At 51.8% G+C, this 18,126-nt stretch carries 19 protein-coding genes; 3 read left to right on the plus strand and 16 right to left on the minus strand.

The features are described 5' to 3' along the window. The first annotated feature begins 192 nt into the window (after positions 1-192). Genes EVJ21_RS12620 through EVJ21_RS12630 form a run of 3 tightly spaced genes read left to right on the plus strand, consistent with a single transcriptional unit; the run spans position 193 to position 2,474 of the window. Complete coding sequence (locus EVJ21_RS12620) at positions 193-615, plus strand: hypothetical protein (protein ID WP_070328907.1); 423 nt, start codon at positions 193-195, stop codon at positions 613-615. 54 nt (positions 616-669) lie between these two features. Continuing rightward, a complete protein-coding gene (locus tag EVJ21_RS12625; RefSeq protein WP_070328906.1) occupies positions 670-1,836 on the plus strand; it encodes a DEAD/DEAH box helicase in 1,167 nt (388 codons plus the stop codon). Continuing rightward, on the plus strand, positions 1,833-2,474 hold the full coding sequence (locus tag EVJ21_RS12630; RefSeq protein WP_131441118.1) for a hypothetical protein: 642 nt from the start codon (positions 1,833-1,835) through the stop codon (positions 2,472-2,474). The genes EVJ21_RS12625 and EVJ21_RS12630 overlap by 4 nt, the downstream gene beginning before the upstream one ends. 29 nt (positions 2,475-2,503) lie before the next feature. Here the strand turns inward: EVJ21_RS12630 and EVJ21_RS12635 are convergent, their stop codons facing one another. From EVJ21_RS12635 to EVJ21_RS12710, 16 genes are all read right to left on the minus strand, one after another. Beyond that, on the minus strand, positions 2,504-3,595 hold the full coding sequence (locus tag EVJ21_RS12635) for a hypothetical protein (RefSeq protein ID WP_131490641.1): 1,092 nt from the start codon (positions 3,593-3,595) through the stop codon (positions 2,504-2,506). 9 nt (positions 3,596-3,604) lie between these two features. Beyond that, on the minus strand, positions 3,605-4,411 hold the full coding sequence (locus EVJ21_RS12640; RefSeq protein ID WP_131465693.1) for a hypothetical protein: 807 nt from the start codon (positions 4,409-4,411) through the stop codon (positions 3,605-3,607). Beyond that, complete coding sequence (locus EVJ21_RS12645) at positions 4,408-5,088, minus strand: ATP-binding cassette domain-containing protein (protein ID WP_131441121.1); 681 nt, start codon at positions 5,086-5,088, stop codon at positions 4,408-4,410. The genes EVJ21_RS12640 and EVJ21_RS12645 overlap by 4 nt, the downstream gene beginning before the upstream one ends. Further along, positions 5,066-5,458: a GntR family transcriptional regulator gene (locus EVJ21_RS12650; RefSeq protein ID WP_070328901.1), complete on the minus strand. Its 393-nt coding sequence runs from the start codon at positions 5,456-5,458 to the stop codon at positions 5,066-5,068. Before EVJ21_RS12650 ends, EVJ21_RS12645 begins: the two co-directional genes overlap by 23 nt. 135 nt (positions 5,459-5,593) lie before the next feature. Continuing rightward, the gene (locus EVJ21_RS12655) at positions 5,594-6,202 is read right to left on the minus strand and encodes a kinase (RefSeq protein ID WP_070328900.1); all 609 of its coding nucleotides are present in this window, start codon (positions 6,200-6,202) and stop codon (positions 5,594-5,596) included. Positions 6,203-6,250: 48 nt separating this feature from the next. After that, positions 6,251-7,936 (minus strand): b(o/a)3-type cytochrome-c oxidase subunit 1, encoded by a 1,686-nt coding sequence (locus EVJ21_RS12660; RefSeq protein WP_070328899.1) that lies wholly within the window; start codon positions 7,934-7,936, stop codon positions 6,251-6,253. Further along, on the minus strand, positions 7,937-8,407 hold the full coding sequence (locus tag EVJ21_RS12665; RefSeq protein ID WP_070328898.1) for a cytochrome c oxidase subunit II: 471 nt from the start codon (positions 8,405-8,407) through the stop codon (positions 7,937-7,939). A gap of 21 nt (positions 8,408-8,428) precedes the next feature. Further along, the gene (locus tag EVJ21_RS12670) at positions 8,429-8,548 is read right to left on the minus strand and encodes a cytochrome c oxidase subunit 2A (protein WP_233589685.1); all 120 of its coding nucleotides are present in this window, start codon (positions 8,546-8,548) and stop codon (positions 8,429-8,431) included. Positions 8,549-8,732: 184 nt separating this feature from the next. Beyond that, positions 8,733-9,443, minus strand: a complete 711-nt coding sequence (locus tag EVJ21_RS12675; RefSeq protein WP_070328897.1) for a Crp/Fnr family transcriptional regulator — start codon at positions 9,441-9,443, stop codon at positions 8,733-8,735. Positions 9,444-9,628: 185 nt separating this feature from the next. Next, on the minus strand, positions 9,629-11,014 hold the full coding sequence (locus EVJ21_RS12680) for an aldehyde dehydrogenase (RefSeq protein ID WP_070328896.1): 1,386 nt from the start codon (positions 11,012-11,014) through the stop codon (positions 9,629-9,631). A gap of 105 nt (positions 11,015-11,119) precedes the next feature. Beyond that, complete coding sequence (locus tag EVJ21_RS12685; protein ID WP_131490642.1) at positions 11,120-12,286, minus strand: MFS transporter; 1,167 nt, start codon at positions 12,284-12,286, stop codon at positions 11,120-11,122. 142 nt (positions 12,287-12,428) lie between these two features. Beyond that, positions 12,429-13,142 (minus strand): purine-nucleoside phosphorylase, encoded by a 714-nt coding sequence (gene deoD / locus EVJ21_RS12690; RefSeq protein ID WP_016508372.1) that lies wholly within the window; start codon positions 13,140-13,142, stop codon positions 12,429-12,431. A 15-nt stretch (positions 13,143-13,157) separates the two neighbouring features. Next, positions 13,158-13,865: a response regulator transcription factor gene (locus EVJ21_RS12695; RefSeq protein ID WP_070328894.1), complete on the minus strand. Its 708-nt coding sequence runs from the start codon at positions 13,863-13,865 to the stop codon at positions 13,158-13,160. Next, positions 13,862-15,613, minus strand: coding sequence for a sensor histidine kinase (locus EVJ21_RS12700; RefSeq protein ID WP_070328893.1), 1,752 nt, complete (start codon positions 15,611-15,613; stop codon positions 13,862-13,864). The genes EVJ21_RS12695 and EVJ21_RS12700 overlap by 4 nt, the downstream gene beginning before the upstream one ends. 102 nt (positions 15,614-15,715) lie before the next feature. After that, on the minus strand, positions 15,716-16,924 hold the full coding sequence (locus tag EVJ21_RS12705) for a M48 family metallopeptidase (protein ID WP_070328892.1): 1,209 nt from the start codon (positions 16,922-16,924) through the stop codon (positions 15,716-15,718). Positions 16,925-17,019: 95 nt separating this feature from the next. Continuing rightward, on the minus strand, positions 17,020-18,108 hold the full coding sequence (locus EVJ21_RS12710; RefSeq protein ID WP_236633512.1) for a PQQ-dependent sugar dehydrogenase: 1,089 nt from the start codon (positions 18,106-18,108) through the stop codon (positions 17,020-17,022). Between the last annotated feature and the right edge of the window lie 18 nt (positions 18,109-18,126).

Consider the following 18,126-nt stretch of genomic DNA (forward strand, 5'->3'; position numbering starts at 1 on the left):
AACTTACATAGAAACAGACGAATCCCTATCCGTTCACGTTCTTGTGAATTCTGTATTATCTTTAAGTAGTTGTGAAAAATCATACAGTTTTTGTAGTGACTTAACTCACAGGTTCGGGATAGAACTTGAATTTTTGCCTTATATCGAGCACAATGGAAGCAGAACATTGTAGAAGAGGAAGGGGTTCTTCCCATGACGTATGAACCATTAACAGCCGAGCATAACTTAAAAGCCGGTGACCGCATCTCCCTTAAAGTCGAAGAGGCTGGAGACAAGCGCGACGGATTTATCACAGAATTTGAAGAAAAAGGCTTTTGGATTCGCTTTGATGACGATATCGAGAATGAGGATTTCATCGATTTCCGTGACCATTTAATGGTCGCACTCGTGTCGCGCCCAATCGACGTCGCGACGACGTATCCAGAACTAAACGCCTATGCAAAATTGCTTAAGGAATTGGAATACCGCGTGTATCAAGGCTTCACAGTCGAAGGTGTCGAAGCCTCACCTGAGCACATCGACGTGCACATCAAACTCGTCGAGGACGGGCAAGTGTACACACAGACGCTCCGTTCATCGATTGACCAAGACACTGAACATGTTCGCTATATTTGAACCAGGGAGCGCTTATGCTTCCTTTGTTTTTGCCCAACGATAAGGAGAACTGATATGAACTTTACAAAACCATTCATTAACGAAGCCTGGGAACGCCTTGGCTTTAACGAACCGATGCCGGTCCAAGCGGAAGCGTTCCCGCCCCTTTTAGAAGGAAAAGACGTCACAATCGAAGCACCAACAGGGACAGGTAAGACACTCGCTTATCTTTTACCCGCTATTGAAAAAATCGATGCCTCGAACGACCGGATCCAAGTCGTCATCGTCGCACCGACGCGCGAACTCGTCATGCAGATCCAAACGGTGGCGCAACGTTTCACCGAAAAAGGTGACGTCCGGATTGCCTCGTTCATCGGCGGCGTCGAACTGAAGCGCCAAATCGATCGCTTGAAGAAAAAACCGCATTTGATCGTCGGGACACCAGGACGTCTCGTTGAATTGATCGAGAAGAAAAAGTTAAAGCTTCATGAGACGCATACGATCGTGCTCGATGAAGCCGATCAAATCATCGACAGCGGATTGACGGAAGCGGCTGAGCGCATCATCAACCATACGGCGCACGAGCATCAAATCTCACTCGTTTCGGCGACGTTGACGGATACGCTCCAAGCCTGGGCTGCCCCGTTCTTGAAAGAACCGGTTCACGTGAAGGTCGAACGGACTGTCAGTGCTCAAGTGACGTACGGCTATATGTTGACGACACGTCGCTATAAGCCAGAATTGCTTCGTCGCCTATCACACGTCGACGGTGTCAAAGTGCTCGCCTTCATCAACAACCGCTCGTTCTTACCGCCGCTCAAAGGTGAGCTCGATAAGATGAAAGTGAACTACCGTATGCTCGATAGCTTGAAAGGGAAACGTGCCCGCGTCGAGACGCTCCGCGAATTCCGTAAAGGCGAATATCCGCTCCTCATCACGACGGGTCTCGCAGCGCGCGGACTCGACATCGATGAAGTGACGCACGTCGTCCATTTCGATTTACCTGAATCGACCGATGACTTCATCCACCGCTCAGGACGGACCGCTCGCGGTAGCGCGGCCGGGACGGTCCTCTCGATCGTGACACCGGAAGATTTGACGCACTTGAAATCGTTCGCCCGCCAGCTCGGTGTCGAATTGAAAGAGCTTGAGATTTACCGTGGCGAAGTCATCGAGAAACGGATCGAAGACAAACCGCCGGTCGTCAAACGTCCTGCAGACAAGCGAGGACCACGGCGATGAAAAAAGACCGGAAAGTAATTCCCTTCCCTTTGCTCGTCGAAGAGTCCGAATTGCTGGCCGAACTGAAAAAGTTATACGAGCAAGCGGCACTCGCACGCAGCACGCAGTGGACGAACTATATCCAAGAGATCGCTTCGGAAGGCACGTGGCACTTGAAAGACGCCGAACTGTTCCGCGATTTGTTCATCGATTGGGCCGTCTTCTTTGAGACGGATGAGGACGGGATGACACCGCACGGCCGCTATTTGGCGGACCATAAAGCTGACATGTCACCTGCTCTCTATCATGCCTTGCGCGGTCTCGCCGTCCCCCGGTGCTCTGTGTTTGAAGTGACCGAAGACGGCTTACGTGATTGGGAGACGAAAGAGACGTACAAGGTAATGCTACCGGAAGTACGCGAACCAGGCGACGTCATGCTCGGCAAGCTGCTCGACATCCGTGGCAGCTGGCGCTTCGGGTCGGCCTTCCTCGCACTTCCAGCGAAGATGGCTGGCAACGTAGCGGATCTGTACATCGACTTCACGGATGAAGTCGGTCCAGGTGCGTTCCTCGATCAATTCCCTGAGTTTTGTGCGGAACTGATCGATATGTTGCTTGATTTAGAAGAAGGGGTCATCATCCCGAAACCAACGAAATAACCGAGAGGCAGCCGCCTCTCGGTTATTTTTTATCTCACATAAAATTGGGCGCCATCGAGCAATAACTTCGCTTCCTCGTTCGTCGCGTTCACCGCGGCGCTCGAGACGGCTTTCCCGTCCTCGTATACGTCGATGACGGCTCCGTCTTTCGTCGGACGGACGTGGTACAGTTGGTTTCCGACATAGGTAGTTGTGCCAACTGAACCATCGATGACTTGGCGTGGCGACGGTTTTCCTGTCATCAAATCGACGACGATTTCGGATCCGTCTAGTTGCACCGCCATCAACTCGTTATCATGTACGGTCAAGTTTGACTCTTCGGCTTTTGAAGCGAGTTGGACGACTTTATTCGTTTCGATGTCATAAGCGAACAGTCCTGGACGATTTGTTTCGGTAGAATGGGTCTCCCCGTTCTCTGTGAAGGATTCATACGCCCCAACTCGAACTGGGATAAACCGATTACCGGTCGAGATCGGCATCATATTGCGGTCATAAAACCAAGACGTCCCGAGCACTTCGGAAACGAAGTCGTTGTCGAGATCGAGATCTTTGATCGTTATCTCGTTTGTTCCTTCCTTAAGCACGGCAAGTTTTGTTTTTGATTCCGCCTCATAACCACTGCGGAAAATTAAATGAACGTCCCGGTCGTGAACGAACAGACCAGCCCACGAGCCCTCCATCACATCGGCCGGCGCCTTAAACGTCTCACTCGTCACAGTCTCACCATCCGTAGACTTGAATAAGACAATTTCCTGATTTCCGTTTTGTCCGAGGCCGACATATCCTTCATCCGTGCGAATCGATTGGGCAAAGTTCAATTCTTTCATCTGGCGATAGAAGCCGCGCAACGAAGGATCGAGTGTGTCTCGATAATGAATCGCTTCTTCGATATAGTTCATATTCGTCGCGATCCGACTACGTTCTGTCGTCACTTCGAATCGTTCACTCGTCTCGTTCTCCGTCTCATAAAACACATCGATCGTCTGGTCGGCCCATACATCAGGATTCGTTTTGACAGTTAACTCCCACTCCGCTTCCGTCTTGTTCATGTCGATGACGAACGTCCCGAGTCCGAGGACGATTAAAGCACCGAGCGCAGCCACATTCCATATTCGTTTCATATACTCACCTCACACACTTAGTTTCTTCGTCAAGTAGCGACGACTGATCCAAACCAACCCGATAAACCAAGCCGCCAAACCGATCCCGGCGACGAGCAACGATTCATCCATAAAGAGCCCGTTTCCGATGAAGCCGAAACCGATGGCCGGAAGCACAATGATGGCTCCCAATGAAACAGTGGCAATCACCGGCGCCCACATCGTCCGTTGCCATAGACTCCGTTCCACCAACACGAACGTGAAAATGAATAAAACAACGAGCCCAATCAACGCTTGGTGAATGATGAAATTCACGATTGACATCGGATACATGACAGACAGCATGCCATCATAAGAGACAGCCTGCTCGAACGAGCCACGTATCGGTACCATCTGCGAATCGAACCAACCCGTGAACGCTATGTACTGGAGCTTGAGCGCGATCCATTGGACGGCAAACAAACCGAGAATCATCAACAGCATCGTTGCGAATTTTGCCCCGAAGACGAGCATCCGTTGTTGCGGCATCATCAATAAGCGCATCATGAACATGCCGCGTCCTTGGAAATCGCGATACCAAATCCAAAAGCTATAAAGTAGCATCGCCGCAATCGCCAATCCAATCGACAAAATATATGCCGTCCCGCCGATATAGTTTCCAAACGATAATACATAATCAGGTGTCCCAGTGCGACGCAGTTTTTCATACATATTCGTCTCGCTCCATAAGAAGAAGCCGAGCCAAGCAAATTGGGTGACGACGAGAAGCGTGATCAAGATGAGATACGGTTTCGTCGCCCGCTCGACTTCCCATCCGAGTAGTCTTAACAAATTCATGCCCCATACTCCTCTCTCATGACGTCGACGATCGATTTCCCGTGAATGAAGCGGACGTCCTCGACGTCGAATTCACGGACGATCCGTCCTCGGTTCAACATGACGGCCTTGTCGACCAAATACTCGATGTCGTCAATCTCGTGCGTCGTGATCAAGACACCGCGGTCTTCCATGATGTCACTCGAAAACAGCTCGACGATTTGCTCTTTTGAAAACACATCGATACCTGAGAACGGTTCGTCGAGCAGCAAGTAGTCCGGGTCTTGGGCGATGCCGAGCGCCAAATTGACCTTGGCGAGCGTCCCTTTCGACAGTTCACTCAACTTGTCTTCTGGAAACAGTTTGAACTCGTCGACGAGTCTAGCGAACAACTTCGTGTCGAACTTCGGATAAAAATCGCGCATGAACGCTTCGCACTGCTCGATCGAAAAGTGGATCGGAAACGTCGAATGGTCCGGTACGAACGCGACGTTGTTCAAATCGATCGGCTTGCCGTCAATCAAAACGTTGCCTTGATCGAACGGGGTCAGCCCCATGATGCCTTTTAAAATCGTCGACTTGCCGGTCCCGTTCAGACCGATGAGGCATGTGATCTCGCCTTTGTTGGCCGTGAACGACACATCTTCGATGACTTGTTTTTTGCGGTAACGCTTCTTAACTCCCAGTACCTCGATCATCGAGATTCCCCTCCCCGTATTGCCGTTTGATTTTGCTGACGAGCTCGTCCATCGTGACGTCGAGCTCTTGAATCGATTCGACGAAGACAGCGACCGCCTCATCGACGAGTTCGGTCCGAATTCGTTTTAATACGTGGTCGTCCGTCGTCACCCGACTTGGACGATTGCGTTCGGTCGTGATCAATTGCTGTTCCTCCATTTCCTTGAACGCCTTTTGGACGGTGTTCGGATTGATTTTCAGTTCGGTCGCGAGCTCTCGCCGCGACGGCATCTCTTCGCCCGCCTTCAACTCGCCTAGCGCCATCTTCTTTTTGAAGTAGTCGACGACTTGGATGTAGACGGGAGACCTCGTGTTAAATTGAATGATCATGTTGTCACCTCTCTAAGTGTATGATGCGACTAATACACTATCTGACTGTATTATTACCGTAATACACTTGACTGTCAATAATAATTTCCCAAAACAATCCAAAACAAAAGACGCATCCTCATTGATTAGGATGCGTCAGTTTGATGAGCGGACGATATAGTCGGCTCGTATCACTGGATTGACCGTCTTGATGTAGTGCGCTTCACCCGGCCAGTAGCGGCGCTCATATTTGGCGAGCCGTGCCGCTAAATCGCCGATATACGTATCGCGATTTAGCACACGCTCGTAACGCGTCTCGCGTGGACAGTCAAGATAAACGATGTAGTCGAAATACGACCGCCACTCGTCCCGCAATAAGAAGATGCCTTCAATCAACACGAGCGCATTCGGAGCCACATCGATCGTCCGCATGACAATCGCGTCCTCGTCTCGCTCGTAGTATGGCAACGTCAGACGCGTCTCACCTCGGGACAACGGCTCGAACAACATCTTCACGAGCAGATCGACGTCCCATTGGAGCGCATAGTATTCCACCGCCTCAGGCTGCCCCGTCTCATAGCGCCGATGCCGTTCGACGATGAAGTCATCAATATGTAGAAGCAGTTCGTTCGGCGCGATACCACTCAATTGTTCGACGAGCGTCGTCTTCCCGGCCCCGCTCAAGCCGTCGATCGCGACGATGAACGGCCGGTCGTGGACACGGTTAGCGTATGCTTCACGAATCACTTCCTGTAACGTCTCCATACGTTCTCCCCCAAATCAAAAAAGTCAGCCCTAGAGGCTGACTTCAGTTTACCAGAGCACCCAACCTTTCGCTCCCGGAGGCGCGCTTTCAATCAAGTGCCAAATCGGAACCGTGTAGGCGAATGCGATCAAGACGAACGTGACCGTGATCCAGAGCTTCCAGTTCTCAAAGAACCGTGGCGTCTCCATTGCCGCCTCTTCCGTTTCCGCGAGTGGGAACTCTTCCTCACCTTTTGGTGCGAGGAATGACAGGTTGAACATCGAATAGACGAAGATGAGCACCGAGACGAGAAGGATCGTCCCGCCGATTGCCATCGCCATATGGTACGGGATCCATTCACGCGTCAACGCGTCTGAGAAATACGTCGCCGGACCGGTCCGACGCGGGTTACCTTGAAGGCCTGAGATGTGCATCGCATACGACATGATCGACATCCCGAACGCCCACGTCCCCGTCTGAATCAAACCGAGACGGTTCATTGATTTCGTGAGTGTACGTCCGCGTAGTACCGGTACGAGCCAATAGGCAGTTCCAAAGAACGTCAAGGCGACGGCCGTTCCGACCGTGATATGGAAGTGACCGGTGACCCAAAGCGTGTTGTGGACCATCGCGTTCAATTGGTGCGACGCGTTGATGATACCGCCGGCACCAGCCGGAATGAAGAACAACATCCCGACGAACGGGGCGAGGAAACGCACATCGCCGTACGGCATCTTTTTGACCCAACCGAACAGACCGCGTGCTCCGAGAGCGCGTCCCCGCAGCTCGAACGTCGCGAACAGCGAGAACGCCGTCATGAACGACGGAATGACGACGAGGAACGTCAAGATGACTTGGACGAACTTCCAAAACGGATCAATCCCCGGCTCTGTCAACTGGTGGTGGAAACCGACCGGGAACGAGAACAAGAGGAATAACAAGAACGCCATCCGCGCGAGCGCGTCCGAGAAGATCTTCCCACCGATGACTTTCGGCACGACCGTATACCAGACGATATAGGCCGGCATGAGCCAGAAGTAAACGAGCGGGTGACCGAAGTACCAGAACAACGTCCGGCTCAGTTCAATCCCGACCGTGTCTTTCCATCCGAGCGAGAGCGGGAGCAGTTGGAACAAAATCGTCCCGGCAACACCGAGTGTCGCGATGACCCAGAGCAACATCGTCATGATACTCATGTACGCTGGGAGTGGCGGATGGACGCCAGGGTGTTCCCGTTTATAGTCCGCATACATGCGGAACATCGCGAACGCCGAGAACCATGTACCGACGACGAAGAGAACGAGACCGACATAGAAGATCGGGTCGGCCATGAGCGGAGCGTAGAACGTGTAAAGTACAGTCGCTTTATTGGCGAGCACCATGATCGTCACGAGTACCGCCCCGGCGATGATCATCCAAAAACCGAGCCAAGCGACACGTGTCGGGAACGATTCAAACCGTCCGAACGACTTGGCGAGCAGCGCGTAAAGTAAGCCGATGATAAACATCGTCGTAAAGACGAGACCAAGCATGATACCGTGGGCCGTCAACAATTGATAGTAACCGAATACTTCCGGAATGATTCCTGTACGGATGAGCGTCTGCATGAGTCCCGCGATCGCTCCAATCAACACGGCGAGTACCGAGACGACAACGTGGGCATAGGCGAGGCGCGCTTCTTTCACACCGATGCTCGGCACCGGCACACCGCGCTCCATTTCCCACTGTTTCAGTTTTGAGGCTACGTCGTTCATTTAGTCCACCACCTTAATTTTTGTCGCCATCATGTGATGGCCCGTCCCGCAATATTCGTTACAGAGAATTAAAAATTCGCCTGTTTCTTCAAACGTATACGTGAGCGAGTTGATATGTCCCGGCACGACCATCATGTTGACCGGTGTCCCCGTCAACTGGAAACCGTGGACGACGTCCGGTGACGTGACGAGAAACGTCACTTTCGCACCTTTCGGGATTTCAACGTTACCCGGTGTGAACGTGAACGCCTGCGCGACCATGACGAGTTCATACTCGTTATCACCAATTTTATTAAGTCCAGGTTTATCGAACGGCGCCGTCTGATGCACTTTCGCCGGGTCGATCAAATCAGCGTCCGATGCGGGCTGGTTTCCGGCCGCAAACGCCGAAATGCCGAGCACTGTCAAAAACACGCCTAATAGAACGATGCCAAAGATCAACCAATATTTTTCAAGCTTATGAATATGCATGTTTGTTTTCTCCTTTTGACGTTATCGTGTAACAAATAAATAAAAGACCGACGACCACATGGCGATGATGACACCCGCGACGATCATGACCGATGTAAACGTGCCTTTCAGATTCGGTTCTTGTCCACCGTTCTTATCCACGTGAAGGACCCCTTTCGCTATAATTTCCTCTTTCATTGTATGAAATTCACCCCGACTTAATATGTGACTTTTATCACTTCAAAAGTGACAATCACATCAATTTTGCGTAGTTTCCACACATAAAATTCACAATTAGCCAAATCAAGACGACAAAAAAACCGCCTCTCTAAGAGACGGTTCCTCGTTATAATCGGCAAATCCCGGCCGGACAGCCTTCGCAATGGCACAGCTCTTTTAAGAAATCGATATCATGCAAGACGATCGAGTTTCCCGTCGTTGTCAGGACGCCTTCTTTTCGCCACTGGTTCATCATCCGGTTGACGGTCTCACGCGGTGCCCCGATCAGTTGACCGAGCTCCCCATCGGAAGGATGTCGTGAGATGACGACCGCGTCATCTTCCTCCACACCGTGCATGGCCGCCATCCGAAGCAACGTCGAAGCGAGCGCTCCCGGCTTTCCGTACAATAGCAAATCACGCAGTTTCATCTCTGAATGTTTACGCATCATCGACGTCCAGCGCAGCACGTCACCGGCAAATTTGGCGTCTTGCTGCATGATAGTCTCGATGTCTTTCTTTGAAATAACGCCAATGACACTTTCTTCCGTCGTCTCGATGCTGTAAGAACTCGGGAACGTGTCGACGATATCAAACTCACCAAAAAAATCGTCGGCGCCATATAAGAACATGACGATTGGATTCCCTTTTTTCGTGATCTTCGTGAATTTGACAGATCCGCTCTTCAAATAAAAGAATTTATCACACTTCTCACCTTCCCAACAGACGATGCTAGCCTTCGGGTAGTCTTGAGGTGTCATCATTTCGAGCAATAACTGTTTCGTCTCCGCTGAAAAGATAAAGCTGTTCGGTTCGGTCGTCCCACATTTCGTAGACATATTCGTCTGCTCCCTCCACAATTCATTCGTGCCTGGAATGTCTCGTACGTTTCATTTATGGCTTTATTATACAGTAGCGTGAGCACCCTGATCACAAAAGTATGTGACATTTCAAACAATCTTCTATTTTTCAATTCGTTCTCATAAAAAAAAGACTGTAGAAAGTCTACAGTCTCAGATCAGTCTCAGCGATAGACGAGACGGATCAGCTTCTCCGCACCTTTAAAGTTTGGATAACGAATCGGCACATCAAATTTTGTCGTGTTGCGTAATATTGATTTGGCATGGCTGAACGCCTCAAAGCTATAGCGTCCGTGATAAGCCCCCATCCCACTCTCCCCGACACCGCCAAATGGCAAGTTCGGGTTTGTCAAATGCATGAGGACATCGTTGACACAACCGCCGCCGAATGTCAGATGCTTGAGCACCGTCTGTTCGACAGCTTTCGTTTCCGTGAACAGATAGAGCGCGAGCGGATGCGGACGGTCGGACACAAACTCGATCGCCTCATCGAGTTGACGATACGTCAGCACCGGCAAAATCGGTCCGAAAATCTCGTCTTTCATGACAGCAGCCCCATCATGAATATCCGTCATGACGGTCGGGGCGATTTTCAAACTTTCCCGCTCCGTCGCTCCCCCGAAGAAGACGTCCCCTTGACTCAAATAACTCGTCAACCGATCAAAATGAGACTCGCTGACGATCCGGGTGAACCGTTCTGTCCCGATTCCGTTCCCAAACATCAGGAACGCTTCCCGCTTGATTGCTTCAAGAAACGCATCACGTTTCGACTCGTGGACGAGCACGTAGTCCGGGGCGACACACGTCTGCCCGGCGTTCATCCATTTCCCCCACGCAATCCGTTTCGCCGCAATGTTAATATTGGCATCTTCATGGACGATGGCCGGTGACTTCCCACCTAGTTCGAGCGTGACCGGCGTCAATTGCTTGGCCGCAGCCTCCATGACGATTTTTCCGACTTGGGTCGAACCGGTAAAGAAGATATGATCCCATTTTTGCGCGAGCAAAGCTTGAGCGACGTCTTTATCCCCTTCGACGCTGACGACGTAACGATCGGTGAACGCCCGTTCGAGCACTTTCGTCATTACTTGGGCCACGTTCGGCGTCAATTCCGACGGTTTCACGACAGCCGTGTTCCCGGCCGCGATTGCTCCGATGAGCGGTGCGATTGCCAATTGGAATGGATAATTCCAAGGCGCGATAATGAGAACGGTGCCGTACGGTTCATACATGACTTCACTTTTTGTCCCGAGGTGGATCGCTGCGCCGCGAACCCGTTTCGGGCGCATCCAACGCTTCAACTCTCGATTCGTCCGACTGATCTCGTCGTAAATAAAGCCGATCTCCGTCGTGAACGCATCGAGCTCTGATTTATTTAAATCTGTTTTTAACGCTTCGATAATCTCTGCTTCGTGATGTTTGATTGATTCTTTCAAAAACGTCAACATACTGAGACGGAATGCGAGCGATTTGGTCGCTTGCGTCTTAAAGAAACGACGTTGCTTACTGATGAGCTCTTCGATCGTCAACTGTTCGATTGGTGCGAGCATAAATCTGCCTCCCTTTGAGTGATAACGCTGTCTTCATCTTATCACTATCCAATCAGACCCGACCATTTTGAACGTTCAGCCGTTGCTGCTTGATACGTGCCCATCTCACCCGGTCTTGTTTGAAACGACACGTTTCCTTGTCTGCTCGATCACAATCAAAAGCAGGCCCGCTAGCAGCAAAACAATCCCGGTCAGCGTAAATTTCTGCGTTAACGAGACGGACAGCCACCCTAAGAGAGCCGAACCCACGACCGTACCGAGCGAGAAGAACGCATAGAAGTAGCCGTATGATTTGCCGCGATTGGCACTGTTCGTCGCTTTGATCAACATCGTGTTGATGGCCGGGAACAAAATAGCGAAGCCGACGCCATAACAGCCGAGCACGAGATAGAGCAGATTTGCGCTACCCGACAAACCGATCAGAATTTGACTAATCCCAAGGATGCCGATCCCGAGCGCAGCCAAGCGCGCCGGCTCGAACCGGTCGAAGATACGGTTCGTCGGTAAGACGAACACGAGGACGGCAGCAACGCCAAACGTGCTGAGCAACGTCCCGCTGAGCCGTGAGTCGTAACCGAGCGCTTGCACGTAAAGCGGTAATAAATAAGCGAGCGCTCCTTGCGAGAACATTAATAAAAACGCCCCGATATACGCTTTGACGACGTCACGCTCTAGCGTTTTCGAACCAACCACTTCGCGCCGGTCCTCATGTTTAACAGCGAATCGCAACCGCTTTAACACGACGAGGGCAAGCAAAGCCACAAGCACGCCATACGCCGCCACGTACGTAAATACGACCGGGACCGATGTGCGGCTGGCCATGATGCCGCTGAACGCTGGTCCTAGAATCGCCGCCAACCCGACGAAGCTCCCGGTGAGCGCCACTTTTTTCCCTTGTCGATTGGCCGCGGTCAAGTTCGCGGATAGCGTAAACGCAGCCGGTACAATCAAGCCGGCCACGAATCCGTGAACGACACGCACCACCAATAACATCGAAGCATCATCGACAAGGCGATACATGAGCAGACTCGCACTTGATAACACTAAACCGACGAGTAAGATTCGGAACGGACCGAACTTGTCCGTCCAAACGCCAGACAAAATGTTCCCGAACGTGTTCGACAATGAATAGATGGCAATGACGACACCGGCGATGAACGGCGTCGCACCGACTGAGGTCGCGAACGTGCTCATGACGGGAAGTTGGGCAAACAGATCAAAAAACGCAAAAAAGACGATACTATAAATCACAAAAGCGGATGGTTTATTCACGGAATTCTCTCCTTAGCTCAGCACCTCCACGGACACTGAGTTTTCAGCTTCAGTCTAGCTTGCCGGTTCCGCTTTGTATAGACACGTTGGCACACTGACACAAAAAGTCCCTACAAACGTTGCGTCTGTAGGGACTTATGATTTAGTTCGTCACTTCGACTGCTGTGTCGAGGGCGACACGAATCATCTCGTCGAACGTCGATTGACGTTCTTCTGATGTCGTCTCTTCACCCGTTAACAAGTGGTCAGAGATCGTGAGGATCGTCAAGGCGTTGACTTTATGTTTCGCCGCGAGCGTGTAAAGGCCGGCTGCTTCCATCTCGATTGCGAGGCAACCGAAGTCCGCCCACTTTTTGAAGTGGTGGAAGTCATCTTGGTAGAACTGGTCGGCCGTGAAGATTTGACCGACTTTGACCGGGATGCCCGCTTTCTCCGCGTTCATATACGCACGATGTAGGAGGTCGAACGTCGCTGTCGGTGCGTAGTCCATGCCGTCGAACCGGACACGGTTTTGTCCCATCTCACTCGATGCGCTCATCGCGATGACAACGTCACGCACTTTGACGTCTTCTTGAATCCCGCCGGCTGTACCGACACGAATCAAGTTTTTAGCACCGTACGACATGATCAATTCGTTGACGTAAATCGACATCGACGGCACACCCATACCTGTCCCTTGAACAGAGATGCGTTTGCCTTTATACGTACCCGTGAAACCGTACATGCCACGCACTTCGTTATACAGTTCGACATCCTCTAAGAACGTCTCGGCGATGTATTTCGCGCGCAACGGATCTCCTGGAAGTAATACCGTTTCTGCGATTTGTCCTTCTTTTGCCCCAATGTGTACACTCATGATAAAATTCCTCCTTTAAAGTTGTCGTTGGTAGTCTTCCCGATATTCGTTCGGGGTAACACCAACTTGTTTTTTAAAGACTTTTCGGAAGTATTTGTCGTCCGAAAAACCAACCGCTTGGGCGACTTCATAAATACGTTGTCTACTTGTTTCAAGGAGACGCTTGGCTTCGAGCATGCGGATCGACAGCAAGTACTCGGATAAGTTGACGCCATACTGCTGCTTAAAACGACGCGATATGTATTCGCGGCTCAAGTAAAAGCGCTCGCTCATCCCTTGCAAGCTGAGCTCTTCCGCATAATGACGCTCGATAAACGCACCGATTTGGAAGATTGGGTCTTCCTCGGCTGGACAGACGTCCGCGAGGGCACGTTCGAGCGTATCGTTCAACACGTCCGGATCAATCGGTTTCAGTAAGTAATCGAAGCTGCCGAGCTGAATCGCGCGCCGCATATACGAATACTCATCGTACCCGGTCAACACGATCAGCTTTACCGACTCCACCTCTTGATGCACCCATTCCATCAACTCAATCCCGTTGCAGCGCGGCATTTGAATATCCGATAAAACCAAGGCCGGGCGCTCTTTCGTGATAATCCGTTTCGCTTCTTCGCCGTCGCTCGCTTCGAACACTTTCGTGACGCCGAGACGTTCCCACTCCCCAAGCAATTTGACCGCTTCCCGTACCGGCGACTCATCGTCGACGATCAATACTTTCGTCATGACGCACCCGCCTCCTTCACGGCCGGGAAACGCATGACGATGCGGAATCCGCCGGTCTCTGGTGTAGCCAACATAAACTCAGCCTCCCGATTATAGTTTAACATGAGTCGATCGCGAATGTTCTTTAAACCGGTGCCTTCCGCACCATGAATCGGTCCTGTCGACCGTTCGATCCGTTGTTGCAGGGCGTTCAGCTCAAAGTCCGAGATCGCTCGCCCGCTGTTCTCACAACGGATGATGAGGTCGGCTCCCGTTTGACGGATGTTTAAGCAGAATCGATTGGCCGCCGTCGCCCCGTCCCGCTCAAACCCATGTTTGAAAAAGTTCTCCGCGAGCGGTTGGAGGATCATCTTCGGAACGATCAAGTCGAGCAACGCGTCCGGGACGTCGACCTCGACGTCGAACTGATCGGGGAAGCGGACCTGTTGGAGCCGAACGTACGAATTGAGATGCTCGACTTCGCGCTTGAGCGTCACCATCGACTCGTCCGGGTGCATCGTGTACCGCATCATCGAGGATAACTGTGTGATTAAGCGATAAACCGTTTTACCGTCCCCTTTTAGGGCGAGCGTCCCGATCGACTGCAGCGCATTGAATAAAAAATGCGGGTTCGTTTGTGCCTGCAGGGCGCGCAGTTCGTTCGTCCGATTTTCGAGTGCCAACCGATATTCGCGCTGAATCAAGTCATCGATCCGTTCGATCATCCGTTTGAACTGCCGACCAAGGACGCCGAACTCATCATTTCCCAGGGAATCGAACGAAACGGTCATGTCCCCTTGCTCGATTCGCCAAATGTTCGACGTGAGCGTTTTAATCGGCGTCGTCAAACGCATCGATGCGTATGTCGCCCCGATCAACGCTAAAACGAGCGAAACCATCCCGACGACGAAGATGATGAATGACGTCCGGGATGCCGGTTCAATCAACAACCGATCCGGAATCGATTTCCCGACATAAAACGTTTGATTTTCAAACTCGAACGATTTAATGATCCGATGATGTTTCCCGTCGACCGACATCGACTTCGCCGCCACAGTGTCCGGGATGTCCTCGTCCCCGAGCTTGGCAAACACTTGATTGTTCCCGCCAATAAACCAAAGGCTTTCCTCCGGATTGTTTTGCAACGACGCGAGTTGTCCGACAAACACGTCTTCCGGTATATCGATCGAGAGGATCGCGAGCGGTTTATCCGTCTCGATCTTGTCGAGCCGGAAATGGAGCGTCACGACCTCTTCTGCCGAGACGATCGGTCCAAAGTCATGGTACGGGACGAGCGGATGCGACGCCTCGAGCAAGACACGGCTCTCTTCATACTTCAGCAATTGTTGTTGAATCGCACTCGGTTGTTTTTTCGAACGTGGTGACACTTTCATTTTATAGGCGGCGAACGAGTCCATGTCTTCAAGCATGAGCAATTGAATCTGTGCGACATCCTCCCGTGATAAGTACATACCAAGGAGGGCCCGCCGAACTTCAAGCTCCGTCTGCTCGAGTGACAGCCCGGGACCGTATTCAAGAATGTCGAGGACGTCCCGATTGGCGTATAGGCTCGTCGGCAGGCGGCTCAAGTCAGAGATGTAGCGTTCGATCTGCAACGTCCCGCGCTCGAGTGACCAGTCCGTGAGCTCGAGACCGCGCTCTCGTTCCCGGTCTTTGACGTACCAAAATGATATGACGGTCGCTAAAATAACCGGAACGATGATCGTCAATGCGATCATCCCGGTCAATTTCGTACGGATGCTCCTCACCGACACCCCTCCTCTTGAAGATTATATCACGGGTCATGCAAGCGTTTGCAATCCCAACATAAAAAACTCGTCCCTCAGTTTCCCGAGAGACGAGCCAGCTGTTCATTCATAAGAACGTAGCAGTTCTATAATCCCAAATTCGTGGCTCCAATCTTTCGCCACATCGATCGGTGTCATACCATCGTCATTTTCTATGGTGACATCTGCCCCGCTTTCGAGCAAGAGCACTAATGAATCGTAGTCCATTCCATCGTTGTACAGCAAGTTATGGAGCGGCGTATCGCCATAACTGTCTTGCATATTGACATCTGCCCCATTCGCCAGCTCTTCTCGAATCGCATCGGCACCTGCATTGTCGTACGCCAATTCTTGGAGCGGTTCTTCCGTCATTTCACCAGCGAACCCTTCGCTGAACGGTGAAGCGGCGAGGCTCGTGAACCCATCACTCATGACGAGCCACGCGATGATGGCCCCGTTGACGAGCACGGTGACGACAATCGTTCCGATGATTGAGGCTTTGACATAACCAGCCGTCTTGAACATCGGCACGTTCGCCTCACCGGCATGCGTGGCGATAGCGGCGATCCGTTTCGGCAATGTCGGATGCGTCGAGATCAGTTCGCTATATTTGGCGATGAACCCGTTCTCACGACTTGCTTCATATAAATAGTCAAACTCGTTCACTTCTTTGGCGAGCCTTCCACCGACGGCGAGGATAGTGAGCGCCCGTTTTGAAGCCGCTTCGTCTTGAATGTAATGGGCGGCCATCCGGTCGCACGTATATTCGCAAGCGCGTGAATACGCTGTCCCTAAAAATGGGACGATATTCCCGAGCAAGACGAGCCACTGTTTTTGGACGTGATTGCGGCGGATGTGGGCGAGTTCATGCGCGATGACGAACTCGACTTCTTTCGTCTGACCGTTCCGAGACAGTTCCACGACGTCCGAATACAAGATGATCATATTCTTTTGGAAGAATCGGGTCGCGAACGCGTTCAAGACCCCGCCCGCCTGTAAAATATAGACGTCTGGCAACAAACGGATGCCCATCCCTTGTCCGACGCGCTGATACATCTCATGCAGGTCGGCGAATTGTCGCTCCGTCACTTTGACCCCGTTCGTCCGAATATAGCCGATTTGAATCCAGTGCGCGAACATCGACAGCGAGACGATTAGCCCGATGATCCACAGGAAGATACCGAGTGAGGCAATCGTCAAGACGATGCCGACAATGATCGTCAGGATGCTCATCGCGACGAGCAGTCCGAAATACAATTGTTCGTGTTTATGTACCAATTTTGAATGATCCATGTCATTAACTCCTTCATTTTCCAATTAACGTCTTTATTATACGTAATCTCACAAGTAATACAACAAAAAAATAGAAACTGACGAGATGTCAGTTTCTAACGTAATTCCAACATGAACAGTTGATCGTCTTCCGCTCCCGGATTTCCCCGGCCGTCCGTATTGTTCGTGATGTAATACAGGCGATCATCTTCTAACCAGACGTCCCGGATGCGCCCTTGATCCTCGACGAGCGGAACGACTTCGCGCGTCTCACGGTCGATCGCGACCAAACGATTTCCACGCAACGTCGCCATATAGACGTACTGTTCGTCGGCAACGATGCCAGATGGCGCCCATGACGTTCCTCCGACCTCAAACCAAGGCGTCTCGAGACCGTCTTCCGTCTCATCGGCCTCGATGATCGGCCACCCGTAGTTGTTGCCTGGCTCGATGATGTTCACTTCGTCATGACCGGACGCCCCGTGTTCGCTCGCATAGAGCACGTCTTCGATGACGGTCAACCCTTGCGGATTCCGATGGCCGGACGAATAAATCCAATCGACCGGGTCCCCTTCGCCGGACAACGGCACGCGCAGGATTTTCCCGGCAATCGACGTCTCATCTTGAGCGAGGTCTGGGACGAGTGCGTCTCCGGTCGTGACCCAAATCACGTCACCGTCGAGTAATAAGCGTCCGCCGTTATGGAACTGCGCCCCGGGTATGTCTTCCAAGACGATGTCCGTCTCTTCAAATCGTTCTCCGTCCCACGTCAATTCGACGACCCGGTTCCGCACATCCCCAGGTGTCCCGTACGTATGATAGGCGTACAGCTGTCGCGACGTCGCAAAGTCATCCGCGAGAGCAAGACCGAGTAGTCCGCCTTCCCCGATTTCAAGCACATCTTCAGTCAGCTCGACCGGTTGACGCGAGACGTTACCGTCAGCATCAATGACTGCAATCGTTCCCCCGCGCTCTGAAACAAGCCAACCGTCCTCGGTTCGTGCAATCGACCATGGGACGTCGAGCTGTCGTGCAATCGATTCGTTCGCCCCAACCGATAACGCGTCATCTTCGTTCGGCGCCCCTTCCGTCGATTCAGCCGGTTGTTCGATCGGGGTTTCCTCTTCTTGGACCGCATCGTCCGCCGAATCAGACGCACAACCGGCAACAAAGACGAGTGACAACATGAGTAACCATCGTTTCAACGTGACCGCCTCCTTTCC

The organism is Exiguobacterium sp. SH0S2, from assembly GCF_004337185.1.
Lineage (GTDB): Bacteria > Bacillota > Bacilli > Exiguobacteriales > Exiguobacteriaceae > Exiguobacterium > Exiguobacterium aurantiacum_A.